The sequence below is a fragment of the Hydrogenophaga sp. GW101-3F08 genome (assembly GCF_059424585.1).
This window is the reverse complement of record NZ_JBWKZP010000008.1, coordinates 52,713-70,703: the sequence shown is the minus strand read 5'-3', so window position 1 is coordinate 70,703 and position 17,991 is coordinate 52,713. Positions and strand designations below refer to the sequence as shown.

Genomic DNA, 17,991 nt, shown 5'->3' with positions numbered 1-17,991 from the left:
CCCTGGGTTGGCGCGTCTGTATGCGAACGGGCTGCATCGACAACTGAACGGCTGAACCGAATGCAATACGCGGCGTTCTTTCGCAACCTGAACCTGGGGCGGCCGAACTGCCCCACCAAGGCCCAGCTGGAGGACGCGTTCATGCGGGCTGGCGCGGCGTCGGCCGCGTCGTTTCTCACCAACGGCACCCTGGTCTTCACGGTCCCCTCGGCCGGCCGGGCGCACCGGGTTTTCGCCGGTGCCTGCGAGCTGCTGCGCGAGACCTGCGGCCTGCGCGAGCCGGGCTACGTCCGCAGCGTCGAGCACCTGGCCCGGCTCGTCGCGCTCGATCCTTTCGCTGCGGTGGACCGGGACCAGGTCTACGCCTGCTGCGTGACCTTTCTGCACCCCGACAGCGCGGCCGCGCCCGCCCTGCCGCTGACGTCGCCGCGTGGCGACGTTCAGGTGCTGCACTGGACGGGCCCGGAGGCGCTGAGCCTCAGTTTCAGGCCGGGCCAATCGCCGGGAAGCCCCAACGCGTTTCTTGAAAAGCTGCTCGGCCTGCCGGCCACCACGCGCAACTGGAACACCGTGCAGCGCCTGGTGCGCAAACACGCCGGACCGACCGACCGCTGAACCCGGGGCCTGGGTCTCCCAGCCGGGGCGGGTGTCCCTGAAAGACGCTCGGCCGCTCAGGCCGCGCACGCGTCCTGCCAGAGCCGGTGCCGCTGGTGGGCCAGCACATGCCCGATGTCGGCCTCCAGGAGCCGTTGGCGCTCCAGGGTCAGGTAACCGTCGATCAGCATCAGTTGCACCAGCTCGAACAACACGGTCTGGTCGGTCCAGCTCTGGCGTTCCAGCCAGCGCATGCCATCCAGGATGTCGCGCAGGCCCTGCGGATGGCCCGAGGCGTCAACGTCGTCGATGTTCAGCAACGCGGCACGCACCACGTCAAAGAGCCGGGCGTGCGCGCCGCCACCGTCCGCCGCGGGCGAGCCTTTGAGCGCCTGCATGAGGGACTGCAATACACGGAGCAACCGGGCGTGCTGGTCCCAGATGTCGCGCATGGTTTGGAGCTGCATGGTGTTTCCTGTGGGTCATCTCTTGAAAAGACAACCAAAGGATCACATAAAAACCGCCCATCCGGCATTGATGCGCATCAGTTGGGCACTTTGGTGCTCACTTTCCTGGCCATGCCGTTCAAAAAATCACACCCGCCGATGGCCGGCGGGCCCGCCTCCCGCCTCTCAGCTCTCGCCCAGCCCCACCGGCGCGGGGGCCAACATCACGATGCGGGTGAACAGGCGGTCGAACTGCGGATCGCGCGGGATGCGGCCGTTCAGCGGGTCCTGGTTGGTCGCGAAGGCGGCGTTGAGCGCGTGCCAGTCGGCGTCGCTCAGGCTGCGTTCGGCTTCGGGCAGCACCACGGTTTCCTCCAGCCGCATGTGCTCCAGGTAAAACGCCACGTAGCGCGCCACCTCGTCCTCGAAGGCCTGGCGCCGCGTGTCGCCCAGGTACTCCCAGGCCATCAGCAGGTGCATGAGCGCGCGCACGTTCTGCTCGCCCTGCATGTGGTCGCGTTCGAGCTGGTCGATGGCGGCCATCACGTGCGGCGCCACACGGGCCACGCGGGGAAACAGCAGGTCCGACTCCTTGGGGTGGTGGTGCTTTTCCGGAAACTCGTCGATGTAGAACAACATGGCGCGCAGCACGTCGAAAAAGCGCTCGTGCTGGCCCCCTTTGCCTTCGGGGTCCGGACCGCGCTTGACCATCTGCGTGAGCGATTGCAGCATGGCCGCCAGCGTGGCGTGTTCGTCGCGGATGACGCGCAGGGCTTCGTGGTTCAAGACATGTCTCCTGATTCGCCGACCGATGGGTCGGTCATTGCGAGAGGCTGACTATCGCCGACGCGCGCCGGGTGGTCCTTGATGCACGTCAAGAGCGAATGCCAACCTGCCAACCAACCCCCGCATTGAAGCACGTCATTACAAAAAGAAACGTTTTCAGGGCGTTAAAAATGCCCGATTTCCCCGTGCATTTTTTGCCCCGCCGGGCCAAGGTCAACCCGGTAAACACCAGGCTCGGGCAGCCCAGCGCGGCCGGCGGACGTTGGCGCGGCGTGTGTCGCCACATCCAAACCCGACCGTGGCCTGAGGCCGAATGCGGCAACGCCCGGCCTCACTGCGGGCAAAAACCCCGTGGTGCCCCATTTCATGGGTCACGGCTCGACCAATACGGCCTTATCACTTCCGTCTTATATCTACCTTAAAATTCACGATCCGTTACAAAGTCGTTCTGAACCGAGCGGCCCTCCGTACCGACCACCCTGGCCCGTCAGCACGACGGGTTTTTTGCGCCTTGAACCGCCGAGTTCGCCTCGGTTGCGCCCCCATTGCCTGGCAACCCGCCCACGCCCGATCCATGAGTCTGATGAACTATGTCGAACTGTTGAGCCGGTTCGTGTTTGATCTGGCCGCGATGCTCGTCCTGATCTTCCTGATCTACTACCCCCGGTACAAGCACAAAGAAACCGCCATCTCCGCGGCACTCTTCAACATATTCATCTTCGCCGTGCTGGCGATTCTGTCGAACCTTGAATTCGGCATGGCCGCGGGTTTTGGTCTGTTTGCCATCCTGGCGCTCTTCACGCTGCGCTCGGAGCCGATCAGCAAGTCGGACATGGCTTACTTCTTCGGCAGCATCTCGATCGCCGTCATCTCGGCGATCGATGGCACCAGCCTGATGCTGACGGCCCTGCTCACCGCGGCCGTGCTGCTGGGCGTCTTCATCATCGACCACCCGGAAATCCTGAAATCGGTCAGCCAGATCGACGTGAAGCTGGACTCCATCCCCGAGAACTTCATGTCCAGGCCCGAGGAATTCAAGGCGCTGCTGTCGGAGCGCCTGGGTGTGGAGGTGCTGTCGTTTCGCATCCGCAGTGTGTGCTACGTGACCGAGGTCATCCAGGCCGAAGTGGACTACCGCCCCAAATGATCCCGATTGAAGACCGCCTCGCGTCGTTCAGCCGGATCGACCTCACCGAACTCAATCGGCGGGCCGCGCTGATGACCCGCAAGGACACCAAATACCTGCTGACCTCGTCGCAGGTCCTGGCGTTCCTGGAACGGGCCGGGGGCCATTTCGACGTCCTGGACATCGAAGGAAAAACCGCGTTCGACTACAACAGCGCCTACTTCGATTCGGACTCGCTGCACTGCTTTCGCGATCACAACCAGAACCGGCGCAAGCGCATCAAGGTGCGGTACCGCCACTACGAAGACACCCAGCAGTTCTTCATGGAAATCAAGCTCAAGGGCGCCGGGGGTGAAACCGCCAAACTGCGCCGCCCGATGGCGCCCGAGCATTTCCATGCGCATCAACTTCCTCCGGAGCTGGACGACTACCTGAAGTCGGTGGTCAAGGCCCACCACCAAAAGGAACTCCCGCACAGCTACCGCAAGACGCTGCAGGTGCGCTACCGGCGCACCACCCTGATCGCCAAGGCGGGGCCGGAACGGGTCACGCTGGACAACCGACTCCGCTTTGCCCAGGACCATCGGGAGATCGCGCTGAGCGAGTCGCTCTGGGTGGTCGAAGTCAAGTCCCCCAAAGGGGTGTCCTCCACCGACCGCGTTCTGAAGAACCTGGGTGCCAAACCCGCCTCACTGTGTTCCAAATACTGCGTCGGGCTGTCGCTCACGTCCACCACGGCCAGATCCAGCCGCTTCACCCCCACGGTCAAAAAGATCTCGGCGCTGGGCTGACCGCCCGTACCACGCCCTCCACCCTCACGCTTGCGGCCCCGCGCCGCGCAACGCCCGCTTGTATGTCCCTGCACCGCACCGCCATTGCCCTGTCTGCCGCGCTGCTGCTTGCGGCCTGCGTCGAGTGGGGCGCACAACAGCCCGGGCGCAAACCGGTGGCACTCGATGAACCCACCTTTTCGCACGAGAGCGGCTTCTACGACTCGGACATCAGCGTGGCCCTGTCCCACCCCGATCCGACGGTGGCGGTGTATTACACGCTGGACGGCTCCGATCCCGACCCGGACAACGTCAATGGCACGACCTACCGCTACAAGCTGCAGTACCCCAAGGACCCCGGCGATCCATTCGGAGAGTTCCATGCGCAGACCTACCGGAGCGTCCGCTACAAGCACCCGATACGCATCACGGACCGCTCGAAAGAGCCCGACCGGATCGCCCGGATTTCGACCACGCTTCACGACGTCGAGCCCTACTACGTCACCCCGCTGATGGCGTTGAGCGCCACACAAAGGCGTGTCAACGACGCCGTGGAGCCGATCAACGGCGGACTGGCCTCCTTCAACCAGTCGATCCAGGACCGGCTGGGCACCACGGACTTTCAGCTGCCCGCCATTCCCACCATCGACCAGCGCCCCCAGGCACGGCTTCTGAAGGGCACCGTGCTCAGGGCCATTGCCGTCAAGAAGGGCGGCGCTCGCAGTGACATCGCCACGGCCAGCTACTTCGTGATCCCCCGCCAAACCTTCAAGCTGCCTGTGGTGTCGCTGGTGACCCAGGAAGACCGGCTTTTTGGCTACGAACAGGGCGTCATGGTGGCCGGCAAGACCTTTGACGACTTTCGCCGCAAATACCCCAGCCATCGCATCCGCGGTGGCACCGCCCCGGCCAACTGGCATGCCCGGGGCGACGACATTCCCGCCCACTTCCAGTATTTCCCGGCCGTCGAGAAACCGGAAAAAGCGAGCATGGACCAGCGCATCGGCGTCCGGGTCCACGGAGGGTTCAGCCGGTCCAACGCCAGCAAATCGCTGCGTCTCTACGCCCGCAAACGTTACGGCAAAAACAAGTTCCAGCACCCGGTCTTCGGGGAGGACCACAACCACAAGAAGCTGATCCTGCGCAACTCGGGCAACGACTTCCAGAAAACCATGTTCAAGGATGCCGCCGCACAGGCGGTGGTGCGGCACCTGAACATCGAGACACAGGGCTATCAGCCGGTCGTCACGTTCATCAACGGCGAGTACTGGGGCCTTTTGAACCTGCGCGAGTATTTCGACACCGACCACTTCTCGGAGAAATACGCCATCCCCGAAAAGGACATCGAGCTGGTGGAGAACAACGCGGTGATCGAAGGCGACCCGACGCACTGGAACCTGGTCATGGCCTTCTTCGAGAAGTCCGATCTGCGCCGCGAAGAAGCCTACCGCCAGGCCAGCAAGCTGATCGACATCGACAGCCTGATCGACCACCAGATCGCCAACATCTTCATCGGGAACGTCGACTGGCCGCACAACAACGTCAAGGCCTGGCGCTACCGGGGCAAGGCACCGCGGTACGCCAGCCAAGGTGTGCTGGACGGCCGGTGGCGGTGGCTGCAGTACGACGCCGATCTGGCCCTGACGATCCCGTCCGTCAACATCCTGGCCGGTGCCCTGCATCCACGGGGCACCAAGAATCTCGACGGCGTGGCGTGGTCCACCCTGTTGCTGCGAAAGCTCATGGAGAACGACGACTTCAGGACCCGGTTCATCAACCGGTTTGCCGATCTGCTCAGCACCACGTTCGACGCCGAACACACCTCCCGCACCGTCCTCCAGCTGCAGAACGACATCCGGCCGGAAATGCCGCGCCATCTTGAGCGCTGGAAGGTGCCTGCCAACGTGGACGTGTGGGCCCAGCATGTCCAGTCGATGCTGACCTTCCTGCGGCAGCGGCCCGCCATCCAGCGCGCACAGCTGATCGATCAGTTCCAGCTGAAAGGAACCTATTCCCTGACGGTCGACATCCCCGATGCGCGGCAGGGCCACATCCGGATCAACACCCTCCAGACACCCGATCTTCCGGACCATCCCGGGGCCGAAGGCGTGTGGACCGGCATCTACTTCTCGGGCGTCCCACTGGAACTGGAAGCCATCGCCAAGCCTTGTTACGCCTTCAAACGCTGGCGCGGTATCGACTCGACCAACGCCTTCGCACGGATCACAGCGACCCAGGACACGCAGGTTGCCGCCGAGTTCGAGCCGGTGTGCGCACCGTGAAACGGCCCGGAGGTGCATCGCCGGCCCAATCCGGCCAAATCGCCCCAACCCCCCGGACCACGAAGGCCCCGATGTCGACGGGCCGCACCGCCTTCGGCTCTACACCGGCGGCTTCCAGCGCTTGAGCAACAGGGCGTTGCTCACCACGCTGACCGAACTCAGCGCCATGGCCGCGCCGGCCAGCACCGGGCTGAGGTAGCCCAGCGCGGCCAGCGGGATGCCGGCGGCGTTGTAGGCGAAGGCCCAGAACAGGTTCTGCCGGATCTTGCTCACGGTGCGGCGCGAAATGTCGAGCGCGGCGGCCACCAGCATCGGGTCGCCGCGCATGAGCGTGATGCCGGCCGCGTGCATCGCCACGTCCGAACTGCCGCCCTGGCTGTGGCTCATGGCCAGGCCCACGTCGGCGGCGGCCAACGCGGGTGCGTCGTTCACGCCATCGCCCACCATGGCCACGGTGTGGCCCCCGCGCTGCGTCGCTGGCGCGGGCCGCGGCGCGGCGGCGGGATCGGAACCGTCCTGGCCGCCCTCCGCCGCCGCCAGCGCGGCCAGGCCCGGCGGGGCTTCGCGTTCGCCCCGCTTGAGCCGCTGCACCACCGCCGCCTTGTCGCCCGGCAGCACCTCGGCGATCACCTCGCCCGCCTCGGCCCGCAGCCCCAGGGTCTTGGCCATGGCCAGCGCCGCGCCCCGGTTGTCGCCGGACACCATGAACAGGCGCAGCCCCTGCGCGCGCAGCCCGGCCAGCGCGGCGGCCGCGCCGGGTTTGGGTTCGTCGGCGAACGCCAGCAGGGCCAGCGGCGCCCACGGCCGGGCGCCGTCCGGGCCGCCGTCGCCCTGCGCCGCGAGCACCGACACCGTCGCGCCTTCGGCCTGCAGCGCCTGCGCGCGCTCGGCCAGCGGGCCCAGGCTGGCGCCGAGCTCGTCCATCCAGCGCAGGCTGCCCAGCGCCAGCGGCGCGCCCTGCACCGTGCCCAGGCTGCCGCGCCCGGCCACCGCCTGCACGTCCTGCGCCGCGTCGGGCGAGACCACCAGTCCCCGCGACGCGGCGGCTTCCAGCACGGCGCGGGCCAGGGGGTGCGCGCTGTGCGCTTGCAGGGCCGAGGCCGCCTGCAGCACCGCCAGTTCGTCCACGCCCGGGCTGGCCTCGATCACCCGCAGCCGCGGGTGGCCGACCGTCAGCGTGCCGGTCTTGTCGAAAGCCACGGTGTCCACACGGTGCGCGATCTCCAGCGCCTGCGCGTCCTTGATCAGGATGCCGTGCTGCGCCGCCACACCGGTGCCGGCCATGATGGCCGCGGGCGTGGCCAGCCCCAGCGCGCAGGGGCAGGCGATCACCAGCACCGCCACCGCGTGCAGCAGCGCCTCTTCCATCGGCGCGCCGGTGTAGAGCCAGGCCCCCAGCGTGACCAGCGCAATCACCAGCACCACCGGCACGAACACCGCCGCCACCTGGTCCACCAGGCGCTGCACCGGCGCCTTGGCGGCCTGCGCGTCCTGCACCAGCGCGATGATCTGCGCCAGCACGCTCTGCGCCCCCACGGCGCGCACCCGCAGCTCCAGCGAGCCCTCGCCGTTGAGCGACCCGCCGGTGACGAAATCGCCCACGTCCTTGGTCACCGGCATGGGCTCGCCGGTCAACATGGACTCGTCGGCCTGCGAATGGCCCAGCAGCACCTCGCCATCGGCGGCGAAACGTTCGCCCGGCAACACGCGGATCCGATCGCCCGGCAGCAGCTCTTCCACCGGCACGTCGGTCGGCTCGCTGCGCTGGATCCCGTCGGGCATCAAGTGCGCGCGCTCCGGGCGCAGCGCGTGCAGCGCGCGGATGGCGCTGGTGGTCTGGCGCTTGGCGCGCGCTTCCAGCCACTTGCCCAGCAGCACCAGGGTGATCACCACCGCCGAGCCCTCGTAATACAGGTGCACCATCTCGCCGGGCTCGGCGCGCCACCACAGCCAGGTCGACAGCGCCCAGCCCGCCGTGGTGCCGATGGCCACCAGCAATTCCATGTTGCCGGTGAGCGCCTTGAGCGCGTGCCAGCCGGCCTTGTAGAAACGCGCACCGAGCCAGAACTGCACCGGCGTGGCCAACGCGAACTGCAGCCACGACGGCAGCATCCAGTGTTGGCCAAACAGGTCGCCCACCATGGGCAGGGCCAGCGGCGCCGAGAGCAGCAGGCCCGCGAGCACCGGCAACAGGTCCAGCGGAACGCTCATCCAGTGTTCGCCGACGTCGGCGTCCATGGCCTCCAGGGCGCGCGGCTCGTAGCCCGCGTCGCGCACCGCGCGGCGGATGCGTGCCACGGTCTCGGCGTCCTGCGCGCCGCTCAGGGTGACGCGCGCCGATTCGGTGGCCAGGTTCACGCTGGCCGCGCTCACGCCCGGCTGCTTCTTCAGCACCCGTTCGACCCGGGACACGCAGGAGGCGCAGGTCATGCCGCCCACCCCCAGATCGAGCTGGTACGAGGAAGAAAGGTTCGGGGCTTCTAGGGTTGCTGTGTTCATGGGATCTGTTCAAGCACACGCCGTGGAACCGCCCTTGGACAAGCTCGGGACGGGCCATTGGCGTGGTCCCCTGGGGGGAGACGCGCAGCGGCGCAGGGGGTAACGCCAAAGCCGCAGCATAAGCTTTCCCCCCGTGGGAAGGTCAAGCGGTAAGGTGTATCGCGAGGTGTATCGTCGGGGGCTTGACCTTGACACGGTGTCAAGCCTGAAGATACCGTTCCCCCAACCAGGAGCACCCCATGAACCAGATCTTTTCCGTGCAGGGCATGACCTGCGGCCACTGCGAAAAGGCCGTGACCACCGCCATCCGCAGCCTCGACCCCCAGGCCGAGGTGCGCATCGACCGGGGCCAGAACCGGGTGGAGGTGCAGACCGATCGGCCGCGCGAGGCGGTGGCCGAAGCGATCCGCGAAGAGGGCTACACGGTGGCGGCATGAAAACCGACGCCGGTGCCCTCGAACCCGCCGACGCGGGCGACGCCGCGCTGTCGGCGGTGAGCGCCTGGCCGGTCAACATCGGCACCGCCGCGCGGCTCAGCGGCATCTCGCCCAAGATGCTGCGCCACTACGAGTCGCTCGGCCTGCTGGCCGCGGTGACCCGCACCGACAGCAACTACCGCCAATACAGCCTGGCCGACGTGCACACGCTGCGCTTCGTCCGGCGCGCGCGCGACATGGGCTTCAGCCTGGACGCCATCGCCGAGCTCGTGGGCCTGTGGCACAACCGCCGGCGCAGCAGCGCCAGCGTCAAGCGCATCGCGCAGAAGCACCACGACGAGCTGGCCCAGCGCATCGAGGCGCTGCAGGCCATGCAGCGCACGCTGGGCGATCTGCTGTGCCACTGCCCCGGCAACGAGCGGCCCGACTGCCCCATCCTGGACGATCTGGCCCAGCTCTGAGGGGGTGCGCGATCCCGGCCCCGGCGGGCTCACATCGCCGGTGGCCAGCGGTGGGTTTCGCCCTGCCCTTGTTCGCACCAGGCGTGCAGCGCGTCGTACATCACCATCCCATGGCCGAGCATCTCCTGGTCGTCGGCGAAGCGCTTCGACAGCCCGAGCGAGAGCGCATACAGCCCCGCCGACTGCGGCGTGAGGTCCAGCCGCTCGGTGTCGGCGCCGCGCACGATGTCGGCGAGCTGCCGCAGGGCCGGCGTCTGCAGGTCGTAGCGCTCCAGGAAGGCATCAAAACTGCACAGCGGCCCCACGTGGCTCAGCGCCACCCCGGGGATGTCGAACGGTGTGGCCCCGGTCTGCTCGGCCACCCGCAGCACCTCGGCCGCGGGCACAAAAAGAAACCGCGCCCGCGGGTCGATGAAACGCGCCACCAGCCAGGGGCAGGCGATGCGGTCGATCTTGGGGCGCTCGCGCGTCACCCACTGTGAGCCCGAGGGCGTGGCCCCGGTCAGCGCCTGCACCGGGAACCCCGCCGCTTGCCAGCCGGCGAAACCGCCCTGCAGGAAGAAAGCCGACACGCCCATGGCGCGCAGGGCCGCGGCCAGACCCTGGCCGATCTCCAGGCCGTGTGCGCAGTACAGCACCACCGGCCCGGGCGACGGCACCAGGCTGTCTTTCCAATCCAGCCAGTGCGCCGGGTCGTGCCAGATCGCACCCGCGATCTGGGCACCCGCCTCCACACGGGCCGCTTCCCGCCGCACATCCAGCAGCACGGGCGCGGGGTTGCCGCGCAGCAGCCGGGACAGTTCATCCACCGAGATGGCATCCATGGTTCACTCCTTGAAACGGACAGACGCGCTCATCCCCACAAGCGCCACAACAACCCCAACACCGCGCAAGCCGCGATCACCTCCATCACCCCGCGCTTGAACCGCAGCAGCGCCACCGCCGCGCCCAGCGCGATCAGGGCCGAGACCGCATCGAACGGCCCGGCGAAACCCTGGGGCCACAACACGTGGTAACCGAAGAACAGCGTCAGGTTCGCGATCACGCCCACCACCGCGGCGGTGATGGCCGTCAGCGGTGCGGTGAACTTGAGGTCGCCGTGGGTGGACTCCACCAGCGGCCCGCCCGCGAAGATGAACAGGAACGACGGCAGGAAGGTGAACCAGGTCACCAGCGTCGCCGCCAGCGCGCCGGCCAGGAACAGGGCCTCGGGGCCCAGGACCGCCTTCACGTAGGCGCCGACAAAGCCCACGAAAGCCACCACCATGATCAGCGGGCCCGGCGTGGTCTCGCCCAGGGCCAGGCCATCGATCATCTGCACCGGCGTGAGCCAGCCGTAGTGCCCCACCGCGCCCTGGACCACGTAGGGCAGCACGGCGTAGGCCCCGCCAAAGGTGAGCAGCGCCGCCTTGGTGAAGAACCAGCCCATCTGCGTGAACGTGTGCTGCCAGCCCAGCAGCACCGTCAACAGGCCCATGGGCACGGCCCAGAGCACCGCGCCCACCACCACCACCCCCGCCAGCCGGCTCCAGCGGAACCGGGCGTGCGCCGGTGGCGGGGTGTGGTCGTCGATCAGCGCCGGGCCGTACGAGGCGCCGCTCTGCCCATGGCCGCCACCGGTGGCGAAGTGCCGGGGCGCCATCCGGCCCCCGACGTAGCCGACCAGGGCGGCGGCGGCGACGATGGCCGGGAACGGCACGTTGAGCGCGAAGATCGCCACCAGCGAGGCCGCCGCGATGCCCCAGAGCCAGCGGTTTTTCAGCGCCCGCGAGCCGATGCGGTAGGCCGCCTGCAACACGATCGCCGTCACCGCGGGCTTGATGCCGTAGAACAGCCCGGCCACCCAGGGCACATCGCCGTACGCGATGTAGACCCACGACAGACCGATCAGGATGAACAGCGAGGGCAGCACGAACAACACCCCGGCGACGATGCCGCCCCAGGTGCGGTGCAGCATCCAGCCGATGTAGGTCGCCAGCTGCTGCGCCTCCGGGCCGGGCAGCAGCATGCAGTAGTTCAGCGCGTGCAGAAAGCGCCGCTCCGAGATCCAGCGCCGGCGCTCCACCAGCTCCTGGTGCATCACGGCGATCTGCCCGGCCGGCCCCCCGAAGCTGATGAAGCCGAGCTTGAGCCAGAAGGCAAAGGCCTGCCAGAAGCTGGCCGCCTCGGGGGGCGCCAGGCCGGCTTCGGCGGTGGGCGTGGGGTTCATGGTGGGGGGTCGCCTGGGGTGAAGCTGGCCAGCAGGCCGTCGAACACGGCGTGGGCCGTGGCCAGCAATTGGTCGTCGTCGGTGATGGCGTCGCGCAGCCCGGCCAGCACGCTTTCCACGCCCGCCGCCTCGGGCGGCTGCACGCCGCCGACGTCGAGGAAATGCACCAGCTGGCCCAGGCGCACCAGCGCCGGCTGCTCCAGCCCGAAGCTGGCCAGCAGCACCTCGAACGTGACGCGGGCGCCGACGTGGCTGAACCGGGCGCCGTCGAAGTCGAAGCCCAGCGCATCGGCGGGGCAGTCGCGCGGGTCGGCCAGCCAGTGCAGGCGGGCCTGCCGGTCGATGAAGCGCTGGATCAGCCAGGCGCTGGCCAGCCGGTCCACCCAGGGCCGTTGCCGGGTGGCCCAGCTGCGGCCCTGGTGATCGGCCAGCGCCAGGCGGGCAATGGGGCCTTCGACGGCCCGCGGCTCGTCGGGGGCCGCCGCGCGGGCGCAGGCCAGCTCCAGCTCCACCACGGCGGCCTCGGCCTGGCGGCGGGCTTCGCCGGGGAAAAAGTCGATCTCGCCCAGGCTCCCCAGGGCCTTGCGCAGCTTGCGTGCCTGCTTGAGCGCATCGAGCGGCTTGTCCGTGCCCAGCGCCTGGCGCACCCGGGCCACCTCGGCGAGCAGGGCGGCGTAGTCCACGCTGCGGTCGAACAGACCCCGGAAATTCGCCTGCGGCGGTTCCTCCATGCGCAGCACCAGGGCGGTCCCGCCGGCGTCGCGCACATCGGCCGCCAGGCCGTCGAGCGTGGCGCGGCAGGTCCCGGTTTCGGGCAGCACGTACACACCGTCGCGCAGCACCGCCGCGCCCGAGGCCTTGAGCGCTCGCCAGGCCCGCATGCGCACGGTGGTGTTCTCGGTGGGCAGGCTGGTGATGAGGGATATCCAAAACATGATGTTTACTATTCTTCATTTTTGTAGAAAAGTAAACACATATTTTTCCCAAGGGAAACGGAACAAATCTTTACAGAGCGGCAGCACAGCCGCACAAGGCAGAAACACGCGGCGACCACACTGGCATCACTCCACGGCAACCCTCGCTTGTGGAAGCCCAGGTCCATCAGCATCTCCAGGAGTGATCATGAAACTGTCCCCGAAACGCGCCCTCATCGCCGCCGCCCTCGCCACCGCCTTTGTCGGCATCTCGGCCACCGCCATCGCCCAGGGCGCGGCTGGCGTGCCCAGCGACATGCGCGCCCAGCACATGGCGCAGCGCGTCGAAGCCGGCACCCCCGACGCACAACAAGCCGAGCAACGCCACGCCCAGCGCATGGAGCGCATGCACAAACGCATGGCCGAGCGCCAGGCCCAGCTCAAGGCCGAACTCAAGCTCAGCCCGGAGCAGGAAGCCGCCTGGAGCGCCTTCGTGGCGCGCACCGCCCCCGAGCCCCGGGGCCCCATGGCCGGCGCGCGTGAAGACTGGTCCAAGCTGACCACGCCGCAGCGCCTGGACAAGATGCAGGCGCTCAGGGCCGAGCGCGACGCGCAGATGGCCAAGCGCATCGACGCCACCAAGAGCTTCTACGCGGCCCTCACGCCCGAGCAGCAAAAGGTGTTCGACGCCCAGGCCCATGGCGGCTTTCGCCACGCCGGCATGAAGGGTGAGCGCGGCATGGGCCGCCACGGTGGGGGCATGGGCGGCCACCACGGCATGGGGGGCATGGGCTGCGACAGCCCGGCACAACCGCGCAGCTGATCGCCTTCGCGCGCCCCGTTGCCACCACAGCCCCGGCACGCCGGGGCTGTTTCACTTGACCTGAGTCAATCCGCACCCGGCGGCCAGCCGATAAGCTGCCCCGCCATGGACTTCGACCTCATCATCATCGGTGCGGGCCCCGCCGGCCTGTGCCTGGCGCGTGCGCTGCGCGGCAGCGGTCTGCGCAGCTGCCTCATCGAACAGCAGCCCCGCGAGTCGCTGCAGGACCCCGCTTTCGACGGCCGGGAAATCGCCCTGACCCAGCACAGCGCCGAGCTGCTGCGCCAGCTCGGCATCTGGCCGCTGCTGGGCGAGGCCCACGTCGCGCCGCTCAAAGACGCCCTGGTGCTCAACGGCGGCTGTGGCCCGAACCAGGCGCGCATGCTGATCAGCCACCGCCTGAGCCCGCGCTCCGAGCTCGGCCACCTGGTGGCCAACCACCACATCCGCCGCGCCGCCTTCGCCGCCGCGCTGGCCGACGGCGCCGGCGACGGCCCGCCGCCCGAGCTGCGCTGCGGCGAACAGGTCGTGCGCATCCACACCGACGCGCGCGCCGCCCAGGTCACCCTGGGCAGCGGCCAGACGCTCAGCGCCCGGCTCGCCGTGGCCGCCGACAGCCGCCACTCCAGCACCCGCCGCGCCATGGGCATCCCGGCCGACATGCACGACTACGGTCGCACCATGCTGGTCTGCAACATGACGCACGAGCAGCCCCACCACGCCACCGCCTGGGAGTGGTTCGACCACGGCCAGACGCTGGCGCTGCTGCCCATGAACCCCTGCCCCCGGACCGGCCAGCACCGCTCCTCGGTGGTGCTGACCCTGGCCAGCCACGAACTGCAGCCCCTGCTGGAGCTGGACGAAACGGCCTTCGGCCAGGCCATGACGCGGCGCTTCGGCCAGCAGCTCGGCGCCATGCGGCTGGCCAGCACGCGCCACGCCTACCCGCTGGTGGGTGTGTGGGCGCGCCGCCTGGTGGCGCAGCGTTTCGCCGCCGTGGGCGACGCCGCCGTGGGCATGCACCCGGTCACCGCGCACGGTTTCAACCTCGGCCTGCGCAGCATCGACACCCTGGCCAGCGCCCTGATCGCCACGCACCAGCAGGGCCAGGACATCGCCTCGCCCGCCCTGCTCGAACGCTACCAGCAGACCCACCAGCGCGCCAGCCGAGGACTGTACCTGGCCACGCACGCGGTGGCCACGCTCTACACCCGAGAACAGACGCCCGCGCGCTGGCTGCGCCACGCCATGGTGGGCCTGGGCGAGCGTTTCACCCCGTTCAAACGCGCCATGGCCGCCAGCCTGACCGGTCTGGCCTGAGCACCCGGACACCGCTTGCCCCCCATCCGCGCGGCGCACCTGAAAACCCCATTCCCCCACTCCCCGCTGCACGAAACCTTCGCACGGGGCGCATGATCTCCAGCCAGAACGACCCCCCATTGCCCCAGCCCGGCGCCCGGGTCACCTGAGGACCCAAGGGCGCGTGCACCACCGGCGCGAGAGCCCCATGGACAAACACTACCTCACCCCCCTGTTCCAGCCCGACACCATCGCGGTGTTCGCGGGCAAGTCCGACGAGCCCGAGACCCAGACCCCGCAAGCCCGGGGGCTGCTGGGCGCGCTGCGCGCGCAGCGCTTCAAGGGCACGCTGGTGTTCCTGGACATCCACACCACCGGCACCCTGGCCGATCTGGCGCAGACCCGCGCCGACCTGGCCATCATCGCCCTGCCGCCGCTGGAGGCCATCGCCGCGCTCGAAGTGGCCGGGCGCATCAAGTGCCGCGCCGCGCTGGTCATCGGCAGTGGCACGCCGGCCCTGGAGGCCGCCGAAATGCACCGCGTGGCGCGCCGCCACGGCATGCACCTGCTCGGGCCCAACAGCCTGGGCCTGCAGCGCACGCGCTGCCTGCTCAACGCCAGCGTGGCCGGGCCGCTGGCCGCGCCCGGGCCGCTGGCCCTGGTGTCGCAGTCGGGTGCGCTCACCGCCTCCATCCTCGACTGGGCCACCGAAAACGCGGTGGGCTTCTCCACCGTGGTCTCGCTCGGCCCCAACACCTCGGTGGACATCGCCCAGGTGCTCGACTTTCTCGCCTCCGACGCCCAAACGCACAGCATCGTCGTCTATCTGGAAGGCATCTCCAGCGCCCGCCGTTTCATGAGCGCGCTGCGCGCCGCCGCCAACGCCAAACCGGTGATCGTGCTCAAGGCCGGCCGCAAACCCGCCGGCAACCTGGCCGCACAGACCCACAGCGGCGCCATCGTCGGCGCCGACGACGTGTTCGACGCCGCCCTGCGCCGCGCCGGCGCGGTGCGCGTGCGCTCCTTCGTCGAGCTGTTTTCGGCCTCCAAGTGCCTGGCCTCGCGCTACCGCCCGGTGGGCAAACGCCTGGCCATCGTCACCAACGGCGGCGGCCCCGGTGTGCTCGCCGCCGACTGGGCCAACGAAATCCAGCTCGAGCTGGGCAAGCTCTCCCCCGAAACCGCCCAGGCCCTCAAGCCCCAGCTGCCCCCGCTGGCCTCGCTCAGCGACCTGATCGACCTGTCGGAAGAGGCCAACGCGGAGCACTACCGCGCCGCGATCGACGCCGCCGGCCACGAAAAGACGGTGGACGGCATCCTGGTGGTGCATTCGCCCAAGGCCGGCATCGACCCCACGGCGGTGGCCCAGGCCATGGCCGAGCTGAAAAAACGCCTGGGCAAGCCGCTGCTGTGCTGCTGGATGGGCAGCGCCTCGGTGGCCGCCGCGCGCGAGGTGCTGGCCAGCGCCGCCATCCCCAGCTTTCGCACGCCCGAGGCCGCCGTGGGCGCCTTCGGCAACATCGCCAGCTTCTACCAGAACCAGCAACTGCTGCAGCAGACCCCGCCGCCCCTGTCCGCCCTGGCCAAGCCCGACATCGAGGGCGCGCGCCTGCTGATCGAAAACGTGCTCACCGAGCGGCGCAAGGTGCTCACCGAAATGGAGTCCAAGGCCCTGCTCTCGGCCTTCCACATCCCGGTCACCCAGACCATCCTGGCGCGCAGCGCCAACGAGGCCATGATGATCGCGACCCAACTGGGCTACCCGGTGGCGCTCAAGATCGACTCGCCCGACATCAGCCACAAGAGCGACGTCAACGGCGTGGCGCTCAACGTCATGAACGCCGTCGGCGTGCGCGACATCTACAACACCATGATCCAGGCCGTGGCCAAGGTGCAGCCCGGCGCCCGCATCAACGGCGTGACGATCCAGAAAATGGCGCGCAACAAGCGCGGGCGTGAACTCAACGTGGGCCTGGTCACCGACGACCCCTTCGGCCCGGTGATCGCGTTTGGCGCCGGCGGCACCATGATCGAGCTCATCAACGACCGCGCCATGGAGCTGCCCCCGCTCAACCAGTTCCTGGCGCGCCGCCTGATCGACCGCTCGCGCGTGGCCGAAACCCTGGGCGAGTGGCGCGGCGCCAGCGCGGTGGACATGGACGCGCTGGAACACGTGCTGCTGCGCGTCTCGGAAATGGTCTGCGAGCTGCCCCAGCTGCGCGAGATGGACATCAACCCCATCATCGTGGACGAATCGGGTGCGGTGGCGGTGGACGCGCGCATCGTGATCGACAGCGCGCCGGCCACGGCGCGCAACTACGCCCACCTGGCCATCCTGCCCTACCCGGCGCGCTACGAGCAGATCTGGCCGCTGCGCGGCGGTGGCGAATACACCATCCGCCCGATCCACCCCGACGATGCCCAGATGCTGCAGGACCTGGTGCAGAACCTGTCGCCCGAGAGCCGCTATTTCCGCTTCGTGTCCTCGCTCAAGGAACTGCCCGCCTCCATGCTCTCGCGCCTGACCCTGATCGACTACGACCGCGAAATGGCGCTGGTGGCCATCCACCGCAGCCGCCAGACCGACGCCGAAGGCGAAACCGTGGAAACCGAGCGCGTCGTCGGTGTGTCGCGCTACATCACCAACCCCGACAAATCGAGCTGCGAGTTCTCGCTGGTGGTGGCCGACGACTTCAACGGCAAAGGCCTGGGCTCACGCCTGATGCTGAGCATCATGGAAGAAGCCCGCGACAAGGGCCTGGCCGAGATCGAGGGCCTGGTGCTGGCCAACAACCCCGGCATGCTCAAACTCATGAAGGGCCTGGGCTTCACGGTCAAGACCTTCCCCGAAGACGCCGACTTCAAACTGGTCACGCACAGCCTGTGAAACCCGGCCGGCCGGGTGACCGCGCCGGAACCCAGCCTTGCAACCGCCCACCCGGGCGGTTTTTCTTTGTCCCTTGCTATCTCTCTATCTTCTTTAATTCAAATTAGTAGCAGTAGTAGAAGGGCTCGTTTTCTGTGGACAAGGCGCTTTTCCCATAGCGCGACAAGCACTTGGCGACCGTACAAGCGTGTGCAAACCGCCCCGCTGCCCAAATCCCGAAACGGGGACAACCCGGCTTACGGCACCTCTTCTGTGGACAACGCAAGGCTTGTTCAAAAGTTAATCACAGGGTTGTGATCAAGCTCCAGGCGAAGGCCTGGCAGCGCCGGTCCACCACCGACCCCAAGCCCCGGCCGCCGCTTTCCGCCGCCTACGCAGGGCCGAACCTCTTTGGCCACGGTCAGGACGGCCAACAGGTCAGAAGAAGGCCCCCACCCCCACGAAGCACCCGGGAAGAC

The 17,991-nt window shown here is 68.4% G+C and carries 15 protein-coding genes and 1 pseudogene; 9 read left to right on the top strand and 7 right to left on the bottom strand.

Annotated features, from left to right (window positions below; translation table 11 throughout):
* The first annotated feature begins 60 nt into the window (after nt 1-60).
* Nucleotides 61-615 (top strand): DUF1697 domain-containing protein, encoded by a 555-nt coding sequence (locus tag AC07YZ_RS19020; RefSeq protein WP_494795886.1) that lies wholly within the window; start codon nt 61-63, stop codon nt 613-615.
* A 56-nt stretch (nt 616-671) separates the two neighbouring features.
* Here the strand turns inward: AC07YZ_RS19020 and AC07YZ_RS19015 are convergent, their stop codons facing one another.
* Together AC07YZ_RS19015 and AC07YZ_RS19010 are read right to left on the bottom strand one after the other, a co-directional pair.
* Complete coding sequence (locus AC07YZ_RS19015; protein ID WP_226490693.1) at nt 672-1,061, bottom strand: hypothetical protein; 390 nt, start codon at nt 1,059-1,061, stop codon at nt 672-674.
* 165 nt (nt 1,062-1,226) lie between these two features.
* Complete coding sequence (locus tag AC07YZ_RS19010; protein ID WP_226490692.1) at nt 1,227-1,826, bottom strand: hemerythrin domain-containing protein; 600 nt, start codon at nt 1,824-1,826, stop codon at nt 1,227-1,229.
* 583 nt (nt 1,827-2,409) lie between these two features.
* Between AC07YZ_RS19010 and AC07YZ_RS19005 the strand changes: the two genes are divergently transcribed.
* The 3 genes from AC07YZ_RS19005 (at nt 2,410) to AC07YZ_RS18995 (ending at nt 6,004) form a co-directional block, all read left to right on the top strand.
* Nucleotides 2,410-2,973 carry a DUF4956 domain-containing protein gene (locus tag AC07YZ_RS19005; protein ID WP_226490691.1) on the top strand — a complete coding sequence of 188 codons (564 nt, stop codon included), beginning with the start codon at nt 2,410-2,412 and terminating at the stop codon, nt 2,971-2,973.
* Nucleotides 2,970-3,743 (top strand): polyphosphate polymerase domain-containing protein, encoded by a 774-nt coding sequence (locus tag AC07YZ_RS19000; protein ID WP_226490690.1) that lies wholly within the window; start codon nt 2,970-2,972, stop codon nt 3,741-3,743. Before AC07YZ_RS19005 ends, AC07YZ_RS19000 begins: the two co-directional genes overlap by 4 nt.
* Before the next feature lie 62 nt (nt 3,744-3,805).
* Nucleotides 3,806-6,004 (top strand): CotH kinase family protein, encoded by a 2,199-nt coding sequence (locus tag AC07YZ_RS18995; protein ID WP_494795885.1) that lies wholly within the window; start codon nt 3,806-3,808, stop codon nt 6,002-6,004.
* A gap of 99 nt (nt 6,005-6,103) precedes the next feature.
* Here AC07YZ_RS18995 and AC07YZ_RS18990 read toward each other — a convergent pair whose 3' ends face one another.
* The gene (locus tag AC07YZ_RS18990) at nt 6,104-8,503 is read right to left on the bottom strand and encodes a heavy metal translocating P-type ATPase (RefSeq protein ID WP_494795884.1); all 2,400 of its coding nucleotides are present in this window, start codon (nt 8,501-8,503) and stop codon (nt 6,104-6,106) included.
* A gap of 239 nt (nt 8,504-8,742) precedes the next feature.
* Here AC07YZ_RS18990 and AC07YZ_RS18985 point away from each other — a divergent pair, with 239 nt between their 5' ends.
* Nucleotides 8,743-8,940 (top strand): heavy-metal-associated domain-containing protein, encoded by a 198-nt coding sequence (locus AC07YZ_RS18985; protein ID WP_226490687.1) that lies wholly within the window; start codon nt 8,743-8,745, stop codon nt 8,938-8,940.
* Nucleotides 8,937-9,401 (top strand): Cu(I)-responsive transcriptional regulator, encoded by a 465-nt coding sequence (gene cueR, locus AC07YZ_RS18980; RefSeq protein WP_226490686.1) that lies wholly within the window; start codon nt 8,937-8,939, stop codon nt 9,399-9,401. The genes AC07YZ_RS18985 and cueR overlap by 4 nt, the downstream gene beginning before the upstream one ends.
* A gap of 29 nt (nt 9,402-9,430) precedes the next feature.
* On the opposite strand, the gene AC07YZ_RS18975 is transcribed toward cueR, so the two are convergent.
* The 4 genes and pseudogenes from AC07YZ_RS18975 to AC07YZ_RS18960 all read right to left on the bottom strand — a co-directional run bounded on the left by AC07YZ_RS18975 (nt 9,431) and on the right by AC07YZ_RS18960 (nt 12,545).
* Nucleotides 9,431-9,907 (bottom strand): chromate resistance protein ChrB domain-containing protein, encoded by a 477-nt coding sequence (locus tag AC07YZ_RS18975; RefSeq protein WP_494796013.1) that lies wholly within the window; start codon nt 9,905-9,907, stop codon nt 9,431-9,433.
* A gap of 30 nt (nt 9,908-9,937) precedes the next feature.
* A pseudogene (locus AC07YZ_RS18970) lies at nt 9,938-10,225 on the bottom strand (rhodanese-like domain-containing protein); the annotation flags it as partial.
* Nucleotides 10,226-10,254: 29 nt separating this feature from the next.
* On the bottom strand, nt 10,255-11,610 hold the full coding sequence (gene chrA / locus AC07YZ_RS18965) for a chromate efflux transporter (protein ID WP_494795883.1): 1,356 nt from the start codon (nt 11,608-11,610) through the stop codon (nt 10,255-10,257).
* Nucleotides 11,607-12,545 (bottom strand): chromate resistance protein ChrB domain-containing protein, encoded by a 939-nt coding sequence (locus AC07YZ_RS18960; protein ID WP_494795882.1) that lies wholly within the window; start codon nt 12,543-12,545, stop codon nt 11,607-11,609. The genes chrA and AC07YZ_RS18960 overlap by 4 nt, the downstream gene beginning before the upstream one ends.
* 187 nt (nt 12,546-12,732) lie before the next feature.
* On the opposite strand from AC07YZ_RS18960, the gene AC07YZ_RS18955 reads away from it, so the two are divergent.
* The 3 genes from AC07YZ_RS18955 (at nt 12,733) to AC07YZ_RS18945 (ending at nt 17,533) form a co-directional block, all read left to right on the top strand.
* Nucleotides 12,733-13,347, top strand: coding sequence for a Spy/CpxP family protein refolding chaperone (locus AC07YZ_RS18955; RefSeq protein WP_494795881.1), 615 nt, complete (start codon nt 12,733-12,735; stop codon nt 13,345-13,347).
* 105 nt (nt 13,348-13,452) lie between these two features.
* Nucleotides 13,453-14,667 (top strand): 5-demethoxyubiquinol-8 5-hydroxylase UbiM, encoded by a 1,215-nt coding sequence (ubiM, locus tag AC07YZ_RS18950; RefSeq protein ID WP_494795880.1) that lies wholly within the window; start codon nt 13,453-13,455, stop codon nt 14,665-14,667.
* Between the two features lie 187 nt (nt 14,668-14,854).
* Nucleotides 14,855-17,533 (top strand): bifunctional acetate--CoA ligase family protein/GNAT family N-acetyltransferase, encoded by a 2,679-nt coding sequence (locus tag AC07YZ_RS18945; protein ID WP_494795879.1) that lies wholly within the window; start codon nt 14,855-14,857, stop codon nt 17,531-17,533.
* Nucleotides 17,534-17,991 lie beyond the last annotated feature (458 nt).